This is a genomic window from Chryseobacterium kimseyorum, assembly GCF_025971945.1.
In the GTDB taxonomy this organism is placed as follows: Bacteria; Bacteroidota; Bacteroidia; order Flavobacteriales; family Weeksellaceae; genus Chryseobacterium; species Chryseobacterium kimseyorum.
On record NZ_JAPDHW010000004.1, the window covers coordinates 16,966 to 37,770 of the forward strand.

Below are 20,805 nucleotides of genomic sequence, written 5' to 3' on the forward strand. Positions count from 1 at the left end.
CCCGAAGGGTTCAACAACAATAGCCGTGGGTGAAACCCATGGATATTGAAAAACACAAAACAACGAACCCGACAGGGTTCAACAACAATAGCCGTGGGTGGAAACCCATGGAAATTGAAAAACACAAATAACGAACCCGACAGGGTTCGACAAAAAAACACACAAATGGGAACATACAAACAAATATTCTATCATATTGTTTTCGGAACAAAAAATAGAAAACAAACGATTAATGAAAAAAATGAAACCAAACTGTAAAAATACATTTTCGGCATTTTAAACAATAAAAAATGTAAATTATACGGAATTAATGGCATACCAGATCATATTCATATTTTATGTGACTTACATCCAAATTTAAATCTCAGCAGTTTGGTAAAGGATATTAAAGTAGCATCAAACCTGTGGATGAAAGAATCTGGATTATTTGATGAGTTCGAAGGATGGCAGGAAGGCTATGGAGCATTTACAATATCGGTGAGAGAAAAGGAAACTCTTATAAATTATATTAAGAATCAAAAAGAACATCACAAAAAAGAGACGTTCATGGAAGAATTTAAAAGGTTATTGAATGAAAACGGGATTAAATTTGAAGGTGAAATTATTTAAAATTCAACCCTACCGGGTTGTTTTGATCCGAATGAAGATTCATATTCCCTAGGTTTCACTTACGGCTATTAAAATTGAACCCTTCGGGTTCACCAACATAAAAAAACAATGAAGTTGAATCATAAAGAAAATACACAATGAAAAAGATCTTAATCGCTGACGACGAACACAAGATATTAATGTCTCTGGAATACAGTTTCCGGAAAATCGGTTACGAAGTTTTTATCGCCAGAGACGGAACCGAGGTTTTGGAGTTTTTAAAAACCATTGTTCCAGATGTGATTTTACTCGACATTATGATGCCCAATCTTGACGGCTACAGCACTCTGGAAGAAATTAAAAAGAATGAAAATTTAGACAATACAAAAGTTCTCTTCCTCAGCGCCAAAAACAATCCGAAAGATATTGAGAAAGGCCTGGAAATGGGAGCTGACGCGTACGTAACAAAACCGTACTCGATTAAAAAACTGATTTCTCAGATTGAGGAACTGTTGATTAATTAAGCACGAATATCATAAATAAAATTGCACAAATGATTTAGTGCAATTCGTGTTTTAAAAACAACAAATTATGAACACAGATAATCTATTTAAGCAAAGCATAGAAAACAAAGAGCAGTTCTGGAAAGAACAGGCTCAGGAAATTTCTTGGTTTGAATTTCCAAATCAGATTATTTCAAAGGACGCAAATGATTACACCCGATGGTTTGCGGATGGAAAACTCAACATATCTTATCTCTGCATTGACAAACATATTGAAAACGGTTTTGGAGAAGAAACTGCAATTATTTATGATTCTCCGGTCACAAATCAGAAGAAAAAATACACCTTTAATCACGCTAAAAAAGAGATTTCAAAATTAGCAGGCGGACTGGTTTCTTTAGGTTTAAAAAAAGGCGATACCGCAGTCATTTATATGCCGATGATTCCGCAGACGCTTTTTGCGATGTTGGCTTGTGCAAGAATCGGCGTGATTCATAATGTAGTTTTCGGAGGTTTTGCACCGCACGAACTGGTCGTTAGAATTGATGACTGCAAACCAAAAGCGTTGATTACAGCCACTGCGGGAATTGAAATTTCCAAAAGAATTCCCTATTTGCCATTGGTGGAAAAGGCAATCGAACTGGCACAGGATAAAGTCGATAACATAATCGTTTTTAACAGAAGATTAGTCGACAATCAGGATGAAATGTTTGAAGGCATCATCGATTACGAAGAGTTGGTTGAAAAGTCTGTGCCTGCATACTGTGTTTCTGTGGAATCGAATCATCCGCTTTATCTTTTATACACTTCCGGCACTACCGGAAAACCAAAAGGCATTACGAGAGATACCGGTGGTTACGCAACTGCTTTGAAATTTTCCATGAAATACATCTATGGAATTGAACAGGGTGAAACATTTTGGGCGGCTTCCGATTTTGGTTGGGCAGTCGGTCACAGTTACAGCGTTTACGGACCTTTAATCAACAGAAACACAACGATCATTTTTGAAGGAAAGCCAATTTTGACTCCCGACGCAGGAACTTTTTGGAGAATTATTTCTGAGTACAAAGTTTCCGCAATGTTTACGGCTCCTACAGCCATCAGAGCGATTAAAAAAGAAGATCCGAATGGCGAACTGGTAAAGAAATATGATTTAACCTATTTTAAAAAGCAGTTTTTGGCAGGCGAAAGATGCGATGTTGCTACTTTGGATTGGTTTGAAGAACACATCGGTGTTCCCGCCATCGACCATTGGTGGCAGACAGAATCCGGCTCGCCGATGTTAGGTTTATTAACTTTTGATGATAATTATAAAATTAAAAGAGCTTCCGCAGGGAAACCGATTCCAGGATATGATATCAAAATTTTTGATGAAAATGGATATGAATTGGATGAGCATAAAGAAGGATATTTAGTTATCAAACTTCCGCTTCCGCCCGGTGCAATGCTGGGAATTTGGAATGATTACGAGCGTTTTGAGAAAAGTTATTTATCTCAGTACAAAGGTTATTATTTTTCCGGAGACGGTGCGATAAAAGATGAAGACGGATATATTTTCATCACCGGAAGAGTGGACGATGTCATCAATGTTGCAGGCCACCGACTTTCAACTTCAGAAATGGAAGAAATTGTCTCCTCGCATCCTGATGTCGCGGAATGTGCCGTAGTCGGAATTGATGATGAATTACGCGGACAGGTTCCTTTTGCAACGGTTGTTTTAAAAAACGGTTCCGAAATTTCTGAAACTGATGTTGAAAATGAAATTATTAAAAATGTCAGAGAAAAAATTGGCGCAGTGGCTTTTCTAAAATCTGTGATGGTCGTAAAAAGACTTCCAAAAACCCGTTCAGGAAAGATTTTAAGAAAACTGATCAGAACGATTATTGATGGTAAAGAATTTCAGATTCCGTCGACCATTGATGATGAAATGATTATTGAGGAATTAAAGGAGAAGATTCTGCAATACAGAAATTCATAAACTTAATTGTGATGACAGAAATTATTAAAGCAAATTCCGATGACGACAAGATTTTAACCGAAATTACAAAAAGATCAAAGGCTTACTGGGGATATTCCGATAAACAAATGGATGAGTGGTCAGATTTACTAACCATCACTTCAGAATATATCCAAAACAATGAAGTTTATAAATTAGTTATCAACCAATCGGCTGTTGCTTATTATTCTTATTTCGAAATTGAAAATAACAGCGTGAGACTGGACAATCTTTTTGTTTCACCAGAAAATATCGGTAAAGGATTTGGTAAATTATTAATGAGTGACTTCATTTTAAAAATAAAACAGAGTCAAAGATCAAGAATAATTCTTGATGCCGACCCAAATGCACAGAAATTTTATGAAAGTTTCGGATTTGTAAAAGCAGGTCAGATAGAAACATCAATTAAGGATAGATTTTTACCAATTATGGAGCTCAAAATTGATTAAATTGTTGGAAATTCATTTAAAATAGACACCACTTTGCTTATGTAAGTGGAACGGCTCTGTGAGACTAAATGCAACATGAATAAAAAAAACTCTGTGACCTTCGTGTTCAAATTAAAACACTACAAAACAATTTAAATAAAAAATTAAAAAATAAATAATTCTAAAAAGAAAAAGTATGAGAAATTACGTGATAGAAGATTTACCGCACTACTTTGAAGAGTACAAAAAATCAATCAAAAACCCGAAAAAATTCTGGGATAAAGTGGCTGACCAAAATTTTGTTTGGTACCAAAGATGGAGCAAAGTGGTAAAATATGATATGAATGAAGCAAAAATCACATGGTTTAAAGATGCTAAATTAAATATCACTAAAAACTGCCTCGACAGACATTTATCGGTACGTGGCGAAAAAACAGCCATCATCTGGGAACCCAACGATCCGAAAGAGGAAGCTCAGCATATTTCCTACAACGAACTGTATGAAAGAGTCAACAAAACAGCCAATGTTTTGAAAGACATGGGCATCGAAAAAGGCGACAGAGTCTGCATCTACCTTCCGATGATTCCAGAATTGGCGGTTACAATGTTGGCCTGTGCGAAAATCGGAGCAGTACATTCAGTTATTTTCGCCGGATTTTCAGCTTCGGCAGTCGTTTCTAGAGTGAATGACTGCGGCGCAAAAATGTTGATCACTTCAGACGGAAGTTACAGAGGCAACAAAATTTTAGATTTAAAATCAATCATCGACGAAGCTTTAGAAAAATGTCCGACTGTAGAAAAAACTTTGGTTGTCAAAAGAACCAACAACGAAATAAAAATGAAGGAAGGCAGAGATTTCTGGATGGCTGACCTGTACGAAAAAGCTTCTGCCGATTTCGTAACGATCATTATGGATGCCGAAGATCCTCTGTTTATTCTGTACACATCAGGTTCTACCGGAAAACCAAAAGGAATGCTTCACACTTCTGCCGGTTACATGGTTTATTCGGCGTACACTTTTAAAAATGTTTTCAATTATCAGGAAAATGACATTTATTGGTGTACTGCAGATATCGGATGGATTACGGGACACTCGTACATTTTGTACGGACCTCTTTTAAATGGAGCAACCACTGTTATTTTCGAAGGAGTTCCAACCTATCCTGAGCCTGACAGATTCTGGGAAGTGATTGAAAAGCATAAAGTCACTCAATTTTACACTGCACCAACTGCCATCCGTTCTTTAGCCAAAGAAAGTGCTGATTGGGTTGATAAACATGATTTAAGCTCATTGAGAGTGATCGGATCTGTGGGAGAACCTATTAATGATGAAGCTTGGCATTGGTTTAACGATCATGTGGGAAGAAAAAAATGTCCGATCGTCGATACGTGGTGGCAAACCGAAACAGGTGGAATTATGATCTCTCCTATCCCATTTGTTACGCCGACCAAACCGACGTATGCTACACTTCCTTTACCGGGAATTCAGCCGGTTCTAATGGATGACAAACGCAACGAAATTACAGGAAATCAGGTGACAGGAAATCTCTGCATCCGTTTTCCATGGCCGGGAATTGCGAGAACCATTTGGGGCGACCATCAAAGATATAAGGAAACTTATTTCTCAGCATTTCCAGGGAAATATTTCACTGGTGACGGTGCTTTGAGAGATGAAGTGGGTTATTACAGAATTACAGGCCGTGTAGATGATGTGGTGATTGTTTCCGGGCACAATTTAGGAACTGCTCCGATTGAAGACAGCATCAACGAACATCCGGCGGTGGCAGAATCTGCGATTGTAGGCTTCCCGCACGACATCAAAGGAAGTGCTTTGTATGGTTTCGTAATTTTAAAAGACAGTGGCGCCGGCCGTCAGAAAGAAAATCTCAAAAAAGAAATCAATCAGCTGATCTCAGATCAGATCGGCCCGATTGCAAAGCTTGATAAAATTCAGTTTGTTTCCGGGCTGCCGAAAACACGTTCAGGAAAGATTATGCGTAGAATTCTGAGAAAGATTGCGGAAGGAGACTTCTCGAATTTCGGAGATACTTCTACTCTATTGAATCCTGAAATTGTGGAGGAAATTAAAAACGAACGTCTGAATTAATTTCTGTTGTTCATATTACAAACTGCACTCCTAAGTGCAGTTTTTTTTTAATATTTGCCAGAAAAAATACAATTATAAACAAAATAGACACTATCTTAATTTTTATTAATTTATTATAGATAAAATAATAAAATGTAAATTTTATTAAATTTTTATTAGCTATTCTAAAAATTTGTTTTATCTTTAAATACCAAAACAAAATTACTATGTCAAGCATTTTAGCGGGATTATTTGAACGCCACAGTGATTATAAGCGATTGGAAAATGAACTGGAGACTTCAGGTTTTGAAAACTCTGATTACATAGTTTATCTCACCGAAGATCATCATCAGTCACAGTATATGGCGAGTGTAGAGATAAAAGATAACGAACAGGCACAAAAAGCACAATATGTATTTCATCAGAATTCCGTTCTGAAAACATACATATTTGAAAATATGAATATCGGTCAGGCATCATACAGTAACGTTAAAAAGTACATCGACGCCCGGAGCAAGGCAGAGATTCATAACAGTCCGGATGTGAAGAAAAAATCACAGCACAGTGGAATGGACTCTGAAGTGAAATTCTAAAAACTAAAACTCATAACCAGAATCCGTAGAAATTTTTCTACGGATTTTTTAGTTTCAGGAATTGACGAATCACTTTATTTTTCGTATTTTCGTTTAAACAAAGCCTTTTACACAAATGAGTTACGACTTAGAGCAAGAAAATAAAGAAATCTTAGCGAGGTATAAAGACCTGATTTCTAATACATACAGAACTTTGGATGAAGAGAACAATAAACTCATCCGAAAGGCTTTTGATATTGCATTAGACGCACACAAAGACCAAAGGAGAAAAACCGGTGAACCTTACATTTACCACCCCATTGCTGTGGCCAAAATTGTAGCAACAGAAATCGGTTTGGGAGCAACATCTATTGCATGTGCACTACTGCATGATGTTATTGAAGATTCGGATTACAGTTACGAAGATTTGAAGAAAATTTTTGGTGAGAGAATCGCAGGGATTGTCAACGGACTGACCAAGATTTCAATCATGAATCATCAGAATATTTCTGTACAATCTGAAAACTACAGAAAACTTCTCCTGACGCTTTCAGAAGATTTCCGCGTGATCTTGATTAAAATCGCAGACCGTCTTCACAATATGAGAACCTTACAGAGCATGGCTCCCGATAAGCAGAAAAAAATTGCTTCCGAGACCGTATATATTTATGCTCCAATGGCTCACCGTTTAGGTCTGTACAATATTAAATCTGAATTAGAAGATCTTTCTTTAAAATATAACAATCCGGATATTTATAATGAAATCACTCAAAAACTCGAACTTGCCAAAGAAAGCCGGGAACGATATATTGAGGAATTTAAAAAAGAAGTTTCAGAAAGACTGACAGATGAAGGTCTGAATGTAACGATTAAAGGCCGCGCTAAGGCAATTTCATCGATTTACAGAAAAATGCTGAAGCAGGGAGTTTCATTTGAGGAGGTTTTCGATAATTACGCGATTAGAATTATTTATAAATCTGATGCTAAAAACGAAAAATTTCTAGCCTGGAAAATTTACTCTATCGTTACGGATGTTTACCACAGCAATCCCTCAAGAATGCGTGACTGGATTACCCAACCTCGTTCTACAGGTTATGAAAGTTTACATTTAACTGTGTTGGGACCTGATAAAAAATGGATTGAAGTGCAGATCCGTTCAGACAGAATGGACGATATTGCCGAAAAAGGTGTTGCTGCCCACTATAAATATAAGGAAGGATACAAACAGACTAACGACGACAGAAATTTCGAAAACTGGGTAACAGAAATACGTGAAGTTCTCGAACAGCAACAGAATCTTTCTACCTCTGAGCTTTTAGATAATATCAAGCTTAATTTATATTCTAAGGAAGTTTTTGTTTTTACACCTAAAGGAGAAATCAAAATTTTACCGACCAACGCTACCGCTCTGGATTTTGCATTCTCCGTGCACTCAGATTTGGGAATGAAATGTCTGGGAGCAAAAATAAACGGTAAGCTGGTTCCGATTTCTTATGTTTTGCAAAATGGTGATCAGGTTGATATCTTATCATCTCAAAACCAAAAACCAAAATTTGACTGGCTGGATTTTGTAGTGACTTCCAAAGCTAAATCAAAAATAAAAGGATATTTAAATTCCGAGAAAAACTCATTAGTTGATGAAGGAAAAGAAATTCTCCGCAGAAAATTGAGACACGCAAAAATCAATTTTAACGACGAAGAAATCAATAAACTTCAAAAGTTTTTCAATCTAAAAACATCTCAGGAATTATTTTTAAAATTCCAGACCAATGAATTAGACGCAAGCAGCCTGAGAAAATATATTGAAAGCAAAAATGTATTCAACAACCTGCTTTCGAGATTCAGAAAATCACCTACCAAAAATCAACATTATGTTGAGCCGAAAGAAATCAATTTAGACATGATTGTTTTCGGGAAAGATGAAGAAAAACTGAATTATAGTTATGCAAAATGCTGTACCGTAATTCCGGGAGATAAAATTTTTGGCTTTATCACCATTTCGGAGGGAATAAAAGTACACAGTGACAATTGTCCGAACGCGATTAATTTAAGAGCTCAGTACGATTACCGTGTAATCCCTGCAAAATGGGTCAATGAGGAAAGCTTCAAAAACCGTATTAAAATTGAGATCGAAGGTCTTGACAGAATGGGTATGATTAATGACATTACTACTGTAATCAGCGGCGCAATGGGTATGGATATGAAAAGTATGTCTATAGAATCCAACGACGGTGTGTTCACAGGAAATATAAACCTTGAAGTGAAAAACAGAAGCCAACTTGATGAAACATTTAAAAAACTAAAAGATATCGATGGCGTTTCTAAGGTGATCCGAATCTAACTATGAACTTAAGTATCTACTTTAAAAAGTTTTTTGAAAGCAGTCAGTCATCAGGAATTTTATTAATTTTTTGTGTCGCCATTGCGTTAGGAATTGCGAATTCTTCTTTGGCTGAAAACTTTCAGAACTTTTTGGATCAGGAAGTAGGTGTTAATTTATTTCATCTAAAATATCCTGTCTCTATATGGATTAATGACGGTTTAATGGCGATCTTCTTTCTTCTGGTAGGTCTTGAAATTAAACGCGAGGTTGTTGAAGGTGAACTCTCTTCCTTTAGAAATGCTTCCCTTCCTATCTTTGCAGCAATCGGTGGAATGCTGGTTCCGGCAATTATCTACACAATTTTCAATTTGGGAACCGAATACAGCAATGGTTGGGGAATTCCAATGGCAACAGACATTGCTTTTTCTCTGGCAATAATTTCAATGCTTGGTAAAAAAGTTCCCAATTCAATTAAAATATTTCTGGCTGCATTAGCGATTGTTGATGACCTGGGAGCAATTTTTGTGATTGCGATTTTTTACACTGAGCAAATTCACTGGATATTTATTTTGCTTTCTTTGGGAGTATCTGTCTTATTGTTTCTGCTGAATTATTTTAAAGTTACAAAAATCGTTTTTTACCTGATCCCAGGAATATTTCTTTGGTATTTTCTCCATCATTCCGGCATCCATGCTACGATTGCTGGCGTTGTTCTGGCATTTTCAATTCCGACCAATGTTTCAGATGTCGAAATTTCACCTTTAGAAAAACTAGAACATCAGCTTCATTTACCTGTGAGCTTTTTTATCATGCCAATTTTCGCATTGACGAATACAAATATAACTTTTAACAGCGGGATGATCAACGGTTTATTCAGTGGTTTGGGGCTAGGAATTGTCTGCGGACTGGTTATTGGAAAGTTAATCGGAATCAATCTTTTCTCATGGATTGCTATTAGATTTAAAATCAGTTCACTTCCTCAAAACTCGTCATGGACTCAGATGCTGGGCGTCGGACTTTTGGCTGGAATCGGTTTTACCATGTCCATTTTCATCGCCCTGCTTTCATTTAAAGAAGAAATTCAGATTCAGGACGAAGCTAAATTCGCGATCCTGATTGCTTCATTTATAGCAGCCGTTTCAGGTTATGTTATTTTAAGTTTAAGTTCTTCAAAAAATCATGAGACTTTGGAAGATTAGTTTTTAGTCACAGTCCATGTTCCTTTTAGATTCCCCATTTCCCAGGTTCCCTTTTTAGTCTGCATATTTCCGATGAGCATAAAACCCTGGGAAGATTTCGTCGTTGTATTGAAAGATGACATAATCAAATGAGTAAGATATGAATCTGAACCTCCAGTTACACCTCGACTGACTTCTACACTGGCATCTTTTCTTACATTAATGGCCAGTGAACCGCTGACATCACCGCTGTAACTTCCGGTATAATTCCCCATAAACTCAGACGTAAAGTTTTCCTGTGCGCGCTTTTCCTCAGCCTGATCAAGAATATGCTGACACGACTGCAAACTTACCAATGCACAGAAAATAAATACAATAAATTTTATATTTTTACTCATCTTTTTTCTTTATATCTTCAATTATACTGCGAATATGTTCCTCATCACTGTCGAGATTAGGTTCTTCATTTTTTGACTGGTAATGTGATGCCTCTTTCTTAAGTTCGTCTGCCAACAGTTTTTCCACTCTCAGTTTACGTAAAGCCATATTCAGCTCGTTCCCGAAAAGAAGAAGGTAAACATTTACGTTGACCCAAATCATCAGTAAAATCATACTTCCGATAGATCCATACAACACGTTGTAACGTGCAACATTTTTGACGTACAGCGTAAATAGATATGTTGTTAAAATAAACAGAACCGTCGTAAGAATCGCACCTGGAATTGCCTGCCTGAATCTGATAATCTTCACCGTTCCCAGCCAGTAAAACATGGTCAGTAACAGGAAAAAGAACAACGGAAATGATACGAAACCAATGATTTTGGAAAGGTTATTGACGAGCCACGAAATATTATATTTGGGTGTAAAAAGCTTCAGAACAACTTCGGAATAGTAGACGCCGAAAAGAGCTAAAAACACAATGGTAACAAAGCCAATGGTGATAAAAAATGATAAAATAAATTCTTTAACGTCAGGGAGCTTCTCTTTAGAATTTTCATTAAAACCGCTGATAATGGAGAACGTTCCGTTGGTTGCAAATACAAGGGCAATAAGAATTGTTAAATTACTGATTCCCTTCATATTGGGAATAATACTGCTTTCAATATAACTTCGCACATCACCTTCGATGTTAGATGGGAAAATATTGTGCATCAACACTTCAAAAATATAAAACTGAAGCCTGTCATACAAAGGCATATGTGGCAAAACAGACAGTAAAAACAAAATAAACGGAAAAAGACTCAATGTAAAACTCCAGGAAATTGCCGCAGCCTTCTTTCCTATTTTATCTTTAAAAACTCCTGCAAAATAGATTTGAAATAACTGCCAAAGCGATATTCCCAAAAGCGGAATATGTATATCATCTAAAAAATCTTGAACTTTCAAAAGAAAACCCGGAACTTTTATTGCCATTTTTTATTTTAAAATTTTATCGATTTTATCGAACTGCTGATTGACAAATTTAGGGGAATTTATTCTAAAACCCAATCCAAAACGAAATAACCAGTTTGTCGTTGAATAAAAATTTTCGTTCCTGCTGTTAATCCAGTTGAGTTGTGCGCCGCCACCGAAAAACCATTTGCCATTATCAAATCCAATTCTGGAGTATGAATTGAGCCCGAAATTAAATTCATCATAATTTTCATCAATCAGGTATCCGTAATGAATCTGCGGATACATTTCTACAATTGCATACCAGTTTTTTCCTATGATTCGCTGTATACCACCACCTGTTTTTAATGTTACTCTGACATCTTTTGTCACTGAGGGATCGCCCGAAGGATCTGAAATTTCCATACCCTGATACTTCACACGGTCGGTATCCTTCATCATATTATATTGGTAAACCAATCCTGTAAGCACAACAAAATCATTTTTCAAAGGCTTGTGCGTCATGTTGGTATAGGTTCTGTAATTATCTTTTTTTCCGAGCCACAGATAGCTCGTTTCACCTGTAAAAGACTGAAATTTCGCATCGGGAAACTGCATAAAATCATTGCTTAAGGCTTCTGTAAATTCATCATCTAAAACAGCTTCAAAAAATCGTTTTGTGTCATCCAGATACAAACCTTTTACCTGACTGTAATTAACAGACTGTCTCAGTTTCGGGCTCAGAAAAAATGCAAATCCGAGGTTGAAATATTTCGTTCTTCCCTTTATATCATCATCATTATTAATCCTTACAAACTTTGGAGCAAATGAAATACTTGCATCAACCCATCGGTATCTCAGGAAAAATTCTGTATAAAAAGAATCATTGGGTTTCAGAAGAAAAGACTGACCTTCATAGTAAAGTCCAAAAGAATTATTGACATAACTGACGCCGGCAACCAAAGAGATCTTATTTTTGTCTGCCTCCAGATATTTTTCCTCTTCAGATTTACTGATCTCCTGACAGAAAGTAATTCCTGAAAAACTTAAAAACAACAATGAGAAAATAGAAAATTTCATACTGACTGTGCTGGTTATGTAAAAATACAGATTATAAAATAATTCTTCATTTTTTTAATTATAAGTATCTTTGAACTTTCTTTTTTTAAAGCTAAAAAATGCGCATCAATCTACTCTGTATCGGGAAAACCGACGATAAGGAAATCACTTCTCTAATCAGCTATTATCTTACCCGACTTCCCAAACACTGGAATTTTGAAATTATTGAAATTTCTGATATTAAAAACGCCAAAAATCTTTCGCCGGATTTGTTAAAAAAAGAAGAAGCTAAATTATTTCAGAATTACATAGATAAAAATGACTGGGTTGCGATTTTAGATGAAAAAGGAAAACAGTTTACCAGCAGAGAATTTTCTCAGAAAATCGACGGCTGGATGAATTCTTCAGTTAAAAAGATACATATTCTGATTGGCGGTGCTTATGGTTTCTCAGATGAAATCTACAGCAGAGCCAACGAAAAAATGTCACTTTCTAAAATGACATTTACTCACCAGATGATCCGGTTATTTATCGTTGAACAGCTGTATCGTGCAGATCAGATTCTACAGGGAAAACCTTATCATAACGACTGATATTATATTTAAACTAAAGTTTTAGGTTAATCTGTCTTTTCGCCTCTCCCACCACAAATGCAACAGAGTTTGCGATATTAAAACTCCTGATCAGCTTAGACATCGGGATGGTTAAATGATTTTCAAATAAGTTTAAAACATCTTTGCTCAATCCTACACTTTCTTTACCGAAAACAAGCCAGTCGCCATCCTGAAAGTCAATTTCAAGATACGATTGTTCAGCATGAGAACTCATCAGAAATACTCTCGACTTGTCAGGAATAACGTTCACCCATTCTTCAACATTGGCATATTCAGTCACATCAAGATGTACCCAATAATCTAAACCGGAACGTTTAAGATTTTTGTCATCAATTAAAAAACCTAAAGGATGAATGAGGTGTAGCCGGCTCTCGGTTCCTACACATAACCTTCCGATATTGCCTGTGTTATTTGGGATTTCCGGTTCTACAAGAACAATGTTTAACATGAATGAATTTTAAGAAAAATTTGAGAATTTATTTTTTGATACATTTAGCATATTGCTCAGTCAATGCACCTTTTTCGTAACCTGTAGCAACTGCTTTATCCAGACTTGCACAGGCTTCTTTATCTTTTGCAGTATCAAATAAGATCAGCGCCTTGGTTACATACGATTGCGAGAATTTTGGATCAATGGAAATTGCTTTGTTGACATCCGTCAGTGCTTCTTTGTATTTTTTAAGTTTTAAATAAACGTCAGCTCTACCGTTGTATAAAAGAGATTCGGGTTTTTCCGAAAGAAGTTGGTTATAATCTTTTAAAGAACCTTCGAGATCACCATTTCTCTTTTTAAGATTTGCCAAACCAGTTCTTGCAAAAATATTATCCGGTGCAAAGCTCAAAACCTGATTCAAATCTTTTTCGGCTAAATCTTTCTTGTTTAAATTCTCATACACCTTTGATCGGGTAAGATACAGTTCAGCATTCTGATCATCAATCAGCAGGCCTTTATTTAAATACTCCAATGCTTTGGTTTTGCTGCCTTTCTGATTGTGCAGTGAACCTAAATTTGCATAAACAGCAATCGATTTCGGATTTGCCTTTAAGGCAGATTCGTAAGATTTAAAAGCTGCAGGAACTTTCCCCAACCTCCGTTGTGCTGTACCTAGATTATTAAAATATTCAGATTGAAACTGCTGAATCATTTCTTTATCTGCTAACTTCTGATATTGCTCTTCGGCACATTTGAAATCAGCTTTCTGCATACATTCTTCTGCCATCTTTTTATCCTGAGCAGAAAAAAAACTCAGCGAAGAAGCCGCTAAAGTAATAATGAATAGATGTTTTTTCATTTTATATAGTTTGTTTGTTGATGACTTTTTTTGCGAGCATAGAAAATACCGCTCCCAATAAAATACCAACAAACGCTCCTACCAAAATATCTATCGGGAAATGCACTCCTAAATAAATGCGACTGTAAGAAACTACCACAGCCCACACAAATATAACATAAGGAAACCATCTAAGCTTATCTTTTAACAGAAAACTTAGATAACTTGCTAAAAAGAAGGTATTTGAGGCATGGGCAGAATAAAATCCGAACTGTCCGCCACATTTCACAATTCTCATATAAGACTGTAGACTAGGGTCATGACAGGGTCTTAATCTGGCAACGCCATATTTAAAAATCCCAGATACCTGATCAGAAATAGTCACACCGATGGCAACAAACAGGAGGATATAAAGTAAGGATTTAAGCTTAAAATTTTTGTATAGAAAATAACAGAAAATGATATAAAGAGGCACCCAGATCCATGTTCCCGAAATCATTAACCAAAAGTGATCAAACGGTGTATCTCCCAAATTATTAAGAAAAAGAAATGCTTTCTTATCTTCAAGAATAATCTCTTCCATGATTATCTGCTTACTGGACCCTCGTAGGTATCGTCTTCTGAAGGTTTTAATTTTGGAGTTTCATCGGCTGCGGGCTCACCAATAATATCCTTCTGAAGATTCTTAGTAGGATCATAATCTTTGGCAGCATCTTTCACCTTTTCAATTTCACGCTTTATTTCAGAAACCGGATTATCTGTTTCTTTCATGATTTCGGTTTTAATATCTTCTACTGCGCCACGCATCTTTCTTACTCCAGATCCAAGATCTCGGGCAATCTGAGGAAGTTTATCCGGTCCGAATAAAACTACAATCGCAATGGCGATTAATGCCATTTCTCCAATGCTTAATTCCATAATGCTAAATTACAAAAGATTATAGATAAATGTTGTTTTGTGGCTTAATTTTAAATAAAATTTAAGATTTCTTTTTCTGAAAAGCATAATAAGTGACCACTACACTTATGGTCATCAAAACAAACGCCAAAAAGAACGGTGCACCTGAAAATTTAAAAGGCGCTTCCTTATGCGTAAAGTAAAAGAATAATTGAGTCATCATTGGCGGACCAATAATTGACGTTGCACTCATTAAGCTCGTCAACGCGCCTTGAAGTTCGCCCTGCTCATTTGCAGGTACACTTTTTGTAATCACTGACTGTAATGCGGGTCCGCATATTCCACCTAAACAGTATGGGATTAGAAATACAAACATCATCCATCCTTCGGTAGCAAATGAAAACAGTAACATTCCCAAAGCGTATAAAGCCAGACCGTAATAAATACTTTTTTGCTCGCCCAATTTTGGCGTCGTCCAACGGATCAAAACTCCCTGCACCAATCCCACTAAAAGCCCAACAACGCCGAGTGAAATGCCAACCATTTTTTCTTTCCAGCCAAATTCATACATCGTAAAGAAACTCCAGTTGCTCTGAACTGCGTGACCGGCAATATAAATTAAAATTAAAGCAACAATTAACCCTGAAATTTCTGGATGTTTACCTAAAAATTTAAACGACCCAACAGGATTTGCCCTTTTCCAGCTGAATTCTCTTCTTTTGTTTTTATCTAAACTTTCAGGCAGAATAAAATATCCATACAAAAAATTCAGTAAGCATAAAACCGCCGCCGCATAGAATGGAACCCTCGCTCCATACTGTCCCAAAATCCCACCGATTACGGGACCGATGATAAATCCAAGACCAAAAGCAGCACCAATTAAACCGAAGTTCTTTGCTCTGTCTTCATCGGTGGAAATATCTGCAATATAAGCACTCGCGGTGGTAACACTCGCTCCTGTAATTCCAGCAATAATTCGGCCGGCAAACAGCCAGATAATCGTGGGAGATAAAGCTAAAAGAATATAATCTACCGCAAAGCCGAAAAGAGAAATCAAAATAACAGGTCTTCTTCCAAATTTATCGCTAAGGTTTCCTACAATTGGTGAAAATAGAAATTGGGTAAATGCATATGCAAAACCAAGCCAGCCGCCATATTTTGCAGCTTCACTGATATCAGCATGAATCAATTCTTTGATCAATGCCGGAACCACCGGTATGATAATTCCCCACCCTGTAATGTCTATCAGCAAGGTGATGAATATAAAGCTCATGGCCGCTTTTTTCTTTGATTTTTCCATAGCACTGCAAAAGTAATCAAATCTCTAAAAATAATGTTCTAAAATTTTATCAATTAAAAAAGTGCCCTATTCTGAAAACGAAAAAAGCCTTTCGAATGAAAGGCTTTTTCTTATTTAATGTAGTTTGAATTATTTTGAAGCAAGAACTTCTTTGTCTGATGATGTTTTTCCGTGTACACCTTCTTCTTTTCCTGATTTCAGGAAATCATATGCAATCGCCGAAGCAATGAATATGGATGAGTACGTACCGAATCCGATACCAATCAACATCGCAAACATAAATCCTCTAAGGTTATCTCCACCGAAGATAAAGATTGCCAAAATTACAAGGATGGTTGTGAATGATGTATTGAACGTTCTACCCAATGTACTTGAAATAGAATCATCAAATAATCCTGCCAAAGTAAGAGATTTTTTCTCTCTTAAATATTCTCTAATTCTGTCGAAGATAATTACGGTATCATTGATTGAATATCCTAAAACCGTCAAGATCGCAGCAACAAAATCCTGATTGATCTCCATGTTGAAAGGCATAAATTTGTGAAGCAGTGAATAAGCTCCCAAAATAATTACCGCGTCATGGAACAATGCTGCAACAGCACCCAAAGAGAACTGCCATTTTCTGAATCTTACTAAAATATAGATAAAGATACCAGCCAAAGCAGCAACAACTGCAAGTATACCGTGAGTTTTAATATCGTCTGCCACCGTAGGTCCTACTTTCTCAGAAGAAACAATTCCTGTTTCACCTTTGTCTGCAGCTTTGAAATCTTCTAAAGTAATATTTGCCGGTAAGCTTGATTTTAAACCTTCGTATAATTTCTGCTCAACAGTCTGATCAGCTTTTAATGATTCATCATCAATTAAGTAATCTGTAGAAATCTTCAACTGATTGTCGCTTCCAAAAGTTTTAGCCTCAACAGAAGAGTTTTTACCGTCTTCAGTGGTAAACATTTTAACTAAATTCTGCTCAACATTCTCAGCATTTACGTCTTTATCAAATCTTACAACGTAGTTTCTACCACCTGTGAAGTCAATTCCGTACTTAAATCCGTGAATTGCGATAGATGCAATACAAACCACTGTTAAAAGTGCAGAAACAATGTAAGCGTATTTTCTTTTTCCGATAAAATCGATCCAGGTATTTCTGAATAGGTTTTTAGTTGGAGCCGTCCATACAGAAAGGTGTTTCCCTTTATGCAGTCTGCTGAAAATCATTACTCTTGAAAGCAATACTGATGTAAAGAAGGTCATTAAGATACCAATTCCTAAAGTCAAGGCAAATCCTTTGATTGGTCCTGTTCCGAATAAAAACAATACACCTGCAGTCAGCAACGTCGTTAAGTGACCGTCAACAATTGCACTTAGTGCATGTTTGAAACCATCTTTGTATGCTTCGAGAATACTTTTCCCTGCGAATAGTTCTTCTTTTGTTCTCTCGTAAATAATTACGTTGGTATCTACCGCCATTGCCATCGTAAGAACGATACCCGCAATACCAGGAAGCGTAAGAGTAGCATCTGCAGAATCCATAATTCCGAAGATGTAGAATAAGTTGATGATCATTGCGATCACAGCATATACTCCAGCTCCACCATAATAGAAAATAATGTATGCGATAATGATTAAGAATGCAATACCGAATGACAGCATCCCTGCATCAATAGATTCCTGTCCTAATGAAGGTCCAACCTGAGTAGCCTGAACTACTTTTGCACCAGCAGGTAATTTACCAGCTCCCAAAACGTCAACCAATTCTTTAGCTTCCTCCTGAGAGAAGTTACCAGAGATTTGAGTTCTTCCGTTTGGAATAGCATTTACAACATTCGGCGCTGTATAAACTCTGTTATCCAAAGTTACAGCAACTGGTTTTCCAACATTTTTCTCTGTTAAAGTTTTCCAGTCTTTTGCACCTTTAGAATCCATCTGCATGTCAACCACTACTCTGCTCAGTTCGTCGTAACCAATGCTTGCTGTTTCAACCGCACCGTCAACAGGAGCTTTCTGGTTGATGTTTCCTCTAATAGCATATAATACCAAGCTGTTTGTATCAGTAGATTCCGGCTTATATCCCCACATAAACTGGGTATACTTAATGTTTGCAGGACGTAAAGACTTGGCAATTTTGCTGTTTAATATTTTGTTAACCTTTGCAGTATCAGATAATTTAACGCTGGCAACACCATTTGTTTTCAATTTATCTAACTGAAGAAGACTCATAAAATTAATATTCTTCGCGACTCCGATAGAATCTCCTTTTGTGGAAACTGTAGTCGTAAGAGTCTGGAAATAAGAAGCTACCTCAGGAATCTGCTGAATTTCCCAAAACTGAAGTTTTGCAGAAGTTTGAAGCATTTTTTTCACCTTATCAATGTCTTTCATGCCAGGCATTTCAACAGAAATTCTTGCTGTACCCGGAACTCTCTGAACATTCGGCTGAACAGCTCCCATTTTATCAATTCTGGTTCTGATTACTTCAAAAGCCGTACCCACAGAAAGGTCAATTCTTCTTTTGATAATACTCTGAACCTGCTCATCGGTAGTATTGAATTTAATCTCAGAAAGATTCGTATTACCGAAAATTTCAGGATCTGCAAGTTTTAGATTAGCACCTTTAGCTCTGTTTACGGCATCAAACTCAACAAAGAAATTGTCGATGTAAGATTTTGTTGAATTTTTCTGAACTTCGTCAGTTTTATTTAAAGCTTCGATCAGAATAGGGTTTGTAGAATAATTGGTTAAATCATTTACAAGATCTCTCTGATTGATCTCCAATAGAACATTAATTCCACCTTTAAGATCCAGACCAAGTTTCATTTCCTTGTCTTTTGCTTTGGTGTAATAAAGTTCTGTAAAAACTAGATTCAGTGTATCCTTAGAAAGTCTTGCGATCTCTTTCTGATACTTTTCCGGATTGTCTCCTGCAATAGCAGTTGCCTGCCTTTCAATCTTGCTGGCGTACCATGTTGGTAATAGCTCATTTAAGCAAATTAACCCTAGTACAATAGCAACAATTGTAATAAGTCCTTTTCCTTGCATTTTGTTATAACTACGTTAAATTAAGTCGGCAAATATAATGATTTTCTTGATATTTTATGAATTTTTAAGAACAGAAATGGTTTATTTTCAGATATATCGGCATTCATGTTTCAATTAAAGATTTACCAATTAATCTTATATTTTTTAATGAATTTTTCAATCGTCTTTTGGTATGAAATTTTCATTTAACATAATACACTAAATATCAAAATATTATGAAAAGATTATTACTTTCAGCAGTTCTTTTTTCTGCCATGCATTTCAATGCCCAAAGTTTTGCTTTGCAAGAATTTGCGACGGGATTTTCTAATCCTGTAGAGATTGCACATGCCAACGACAACCGCCTGTTTGTCGTGCAACAAAATGGGATTATAAAAATCGTTCTTCCCAATGGTACTGTTAACGCAGCAGATTTTATAAATCTCAGTTCGAAAATTCTTTTTGGTGGCGAGAGAGGACTTCTGGGAATGGCTTTTCATCCACAGTACGCAACTAACGGTTACTTTTTCGTTTATTACAACAACACTGCAGGAAATATAGTCGTTGCAAGGTATACCAGAAATGCCACCAACCCTAACATTGCAGATATCGGAACTGAAAAAATTATATTAAATATTCCAAAACCTTTTGATAATCATAATGGTGGCAGCATTCACTTTGCGCCAGACGGTAATCTCTGGATCGTAACTGGTGACGGAGGAAGCGGTGGTGATCCCAATAATAACGGACAAGATAAAAACTCTCTGCTGGGAAAAATGTTGCGAATTGATATCAATTCTACAGCACCTTACAATATACCAGCCGGAAATCCCTACATCGGTGTAGACGGTGCTGACGAAGTATGGTCTTACGGTCTTAGAAATGCCTGGAAATTCTCTTTTGATCTTACTACAGGAAATGCAATGATTGCAGACGTTGGTCAGGGAGCGATTGAGGAAATCAACAAAATACCTATTGCAACTGCAGGGCTCAACTATGGTTGGCGATGCTACGAAGGAAATACGGCATACAATACGACTGGTTGTGCGGCTTCTACAACGATGACTTTTCCAATTGCGGTATACGATCATTCCGGAGGAAAATGTTCTGTAACCGGCGGCTATGTTTACAGAGGAACAGCTTCGCCAAGCCTGCAGGGGAAATATTTCTTTGCAGACTACTGTTCTACTCAGATCGGAACACTTGATGCTAACAATACCATCACTTGGACAACTCCTTTTACCGGAAATAACTTTTCAACATTTGGTGAAGACTACATGAAAGAACTGTATGTTGCCGCTGTCAATAACGGGAAGATTTACAAAATCACCACGGCAACACTGGGAACACAGGAAGATAATTTATTAACAGTAAGAATTTTCCCCAATCCTGCCCATGACAGAGTTTTTGTAGAAGGCTTACAGACAGAAAATGCAAGAATTGGCTTGATAGGTACCGAAGGTAAAATAGTTTTAGAGGGCATTAAACTCGACAGTGAAAACAGTTTTGACGTGACAGGAATTACGCCGGGAGTCTATTACCTCAACATTAAAACCACAGATCTAAAAGAATACAGCCAAAAATTAATTATAAAGTAGCTT

General features: G+C 36.6%; 20 protein-coding genes. 11 read left to right on the top strand and 9 right to left on the bottom strand.

Translation table 11 applies throughout. From position 1 onward, the window contains the following. The first annotated feature begins 45 nt into the window (after positions 1–45). The 9 genes from OMO38_RS06720 (at position 46) to nhaA (ending at position 9,695) form a co-directional block, all read left to right on the top strand. Positions 46–258 carry a hypothetical protein gene (locus OMO38_RS06720; RefSeq protein ID WP_264749439.1) on the top strand — a complete coding sequence of 71 codons (213 nt, stop codon included), beginning with the start codon at positions 46–48 and terminating at the stop codon, positions 256–258. 15 nt (positions 259–273) lie between these two features. After that, complete coding sequence (locus OMO38_RS06725; RefSeq protein WP_264749698.1) at positions 274–609, top strand: transposase; 336 nt, start codon at positions 274–276, stop codon at positions 607–609. Positions 610–746: 137 nt separating this feature from the next. Continuing rightward, entirely contained in the window at positions 747–1,112 is a 366-nt protein-coding gene (locus OMO38_RS06730) for a response regulator transcription factor (protein WP_264749440.1), read from the top strand. A gap of 67 nt (positions 1,113–1,179) precedes the next feature. Then, positions 1,180–3,069 carry an AMP-binding protein gene (locus OMO38_RS06735; protein WP_264749441.1) on the top strand — a complete coding sequence of 630 codons (1,890 nt, stop codon included), beginning with the start codon at positions 1,180–1,182 and terminating at the stop codon, positions 3,067–3,069. 11 nt (positions 3,070–3,080) lie between these two features. Next, complete coding sequence (locus OMO38_RS06740; RefSeq protein WP_264749442.1) at positions 3,081–3,536, top strand: GNAT family N-acetyltransferase; 456 nt, start codon at positions 3,081–3,083, stop codon at positions 3,534–3,536. A 175-nt stretch (positions 3,537–3,711) separates the two neighbouring features. Further along, complete coding sequence (gene acs / locus OMO38_RS06745; RefSeq protein ID WP_264749443.1) at positions 3,712–5,622, top strand: acetate--CoA ligase; 1,911 nt, start codon at positions 3,712–3,714, stop codon at positions 5,620–5,622. Positions 5,623–5,828: 206 nt separating this feature from the next. Further along, on the top strand, positions 5,829–6,194 hold the full coding sequence (locus tag OMO38_RS06750; RefSeq protein WP_264749444.1) for a hypothetical protein: 366 nt from the start codon (positions 5,829–5,831) through the stop codon (positions 6,192–6,194). 115 nt (positions 6,195–6,309) lie between these two features. Beyond that, the gene (locus OMO38_RS06755) at positions 6,310–8,514 is read left to right on the top strand and encodes a RelA/SpoT family protein (RefSeq protein ID WP_264749445.1); all 2,205 of its coding nucleotides are present in this window, start codon (positions 6,310–6,312) and stop codon (positions 8,512–8,514) included. Positions 8,515–8,516: 2 nt separating this feature from the next. Continuing rightward, positions 8,517–9,695 (top strand): Na+/H+ antiporter NhaA, encoded by a 1,179-nt coding sequence (gene nhaA / locus OMO38_RS06760; protein ID WP_264749446.1) that lies wholly within the window; start codon positions 8,517–8,519, stop codon positions 9,693–9,695. Here the strand turns inward: nhaA and OMO38_RS06765 are convergent. Genes OMO38_RS06765 through OMO38_RS06775 form a run of 3 tightly spaced genes read right to left on the bottom strand, consistent with a single transcriptional unit; the run spans position 9,692 to position 12,125 of the window. After that, on the bottom strand, positions 9,692–10,072 hold the full coding sequence (locus tag OMO38_RS06765) for a hypothetical protein (protein ID WP_264749447.1): 381 nt from the start codon (positions 10,070–10,072) through the stop codon (positions 9,692–9,694). The two genes, nhaA and OMO38_RS06765, sit on opposite strands and share 4 nt — an antisense overlap. Then, positions 10,065–11,087: a YihY/virulence factor BrkB family protein gene (locus tag OMO38_RS06770; protein ID WP_264749448.1), complete on the bottom strand. Its 1,023-nt coding sequence runs from the start codon at positions 11,085–11,087 to the stop codon at positions 10,065–10,067. The genes OMO38_RS06765 and OMO38_RS06770 overlap by 8 nt, the downstream gene beginning before the upstream one ends. Positions 11,088–11,090: 3 nt before the next feature. Then, positions 11,091–12,125 (bottom strand): DUF4421 family protein, encoded by a 1,035-nt coding sequence (locus tag OMO38_RS06775; RefSeq protein WP_264749449.1) that lies wholly within the window; start codon positions 12,123–12,125, stop codon positions 11,091–11,093. A gap of 98 nt (positions 12,126–12,223) precedes the next feature. On the opposite strand from OMO38_RS06775, the gene OMO38_RS06780 reads away from it, so the two are divergent. After that, the gene (locus OMO38_RS06780) at positions 12,224–12,697 is read left to right on the top strand and encodes a 23S rRNA (pseudouridine(1915)-N(3))-methyltransferase RlmH (RefSeq protein WP_264749450.1); all 474 of its coding nucleotides are present in this window, start codon (positions 12,224–12,226) and stop codon (positions 12,695–12,697) included. A 13-nt stretch (positions 12,698–12,710) separates the two neighbouring features. Here OMO38_RS06780 and OMO38_RS06785 read toward each other — a convergent pair whose 3' ends face one another. The 6 genes from OMO38_RS06785 to secD all read right to left on the bottom strand — a co-directional run bounded on the left by OMO38_RS06785 (position 12,711) and on the right by secD (position 19,225). Next, a complete protein-coding gene (locus tag OMO38_RS06785) occupies positions 12,711–13,166 on the bottom strand; it encodes a tRNA (cytidine(34)-2'-O)-methyltransferase (RefSeq protein ID WP_264749451.1) in 456 nt (151 codons plus the stop codon). Positions 13,167–13,194: 28 nt separating this feature from the next. Then, on the bottom strand, positions 13,195–14,010 hold the full coding sequence (locus OMO38_RS06790) for a tetratricopeptide repeat protein (RefSeq protein WP_264749452.1): 816 nt from the start codon (positions 14,008–14,010) through the stop codon (positions 13,195–13,197). 1 nt (position 14,011) lies between these two features. Continuing rightward, positions 14,012–14,572, bottom strand: coding sequence for a phosphatase PAP2 family protein (locus OMO38_RS06795; protein WP_264749453.1), 561 nt, complete (start codon positions 14,570–14,572; stop codon positions 14,012–14,014). A 2-nt stretch (positions 14,573–14,574) separates the two neighbouring features. Then, positions 14,575–14,907, bottom strand: coding sequence for a Sec-independent protein translocase subunit TatA/TatB (locus OMO38_RS06800; protein ID WP_264749454.1), 333 nt, complete (start codon positions 14,905–14,907; stop codon positions 14,575–14,577). A 61-nt stretch (positions 14,908–14,968) separates the two neighbouring features. Next, entirely contained in the window at positions 14,969–16,186 is a 1,218-nt protein-coding gene (locus tag OMO38_RS06805; protein WP_264749455.1) for a TCR/Tet family MFS transporter, read from the bottom strand. 129 nt (positions 16,187–16,315) lie between these two features. Then, the gene (gene secD, locus OMO38_RS06810; protein WP_264749456.1) at positions 16,316–19,225 is read right to left on the bottom strand and encodes a protein translocase subunit SecD; all 2,910 of its coding nucleotides are present in this window, start codon (positions 19,223–19,225) and stop codon (positions 16,316–16,318) included. A gap of 215 nt (positions 19,226–19,440) precedes the next feature. On the opposite strand from secD, the gene OMO38_RS06815 reads away from it, so the two are divergent. Continuing rightward, the gene (locus OMO38_RS06815) at positions 19,441–20,802 is read left to right on the top strand and encodes a PQQ-dependent sugar dehydrogenase (RefSeq protein ID WP_264749457.1); all 1,362 of its coding nucleotides are present in this window, start codon (positions 19,441–19,443) and stop codon (positions 20,800–20,802) included. The last annotated feature ends 3 nt before the right edge of the window (positions 20,803–20,805 follow it).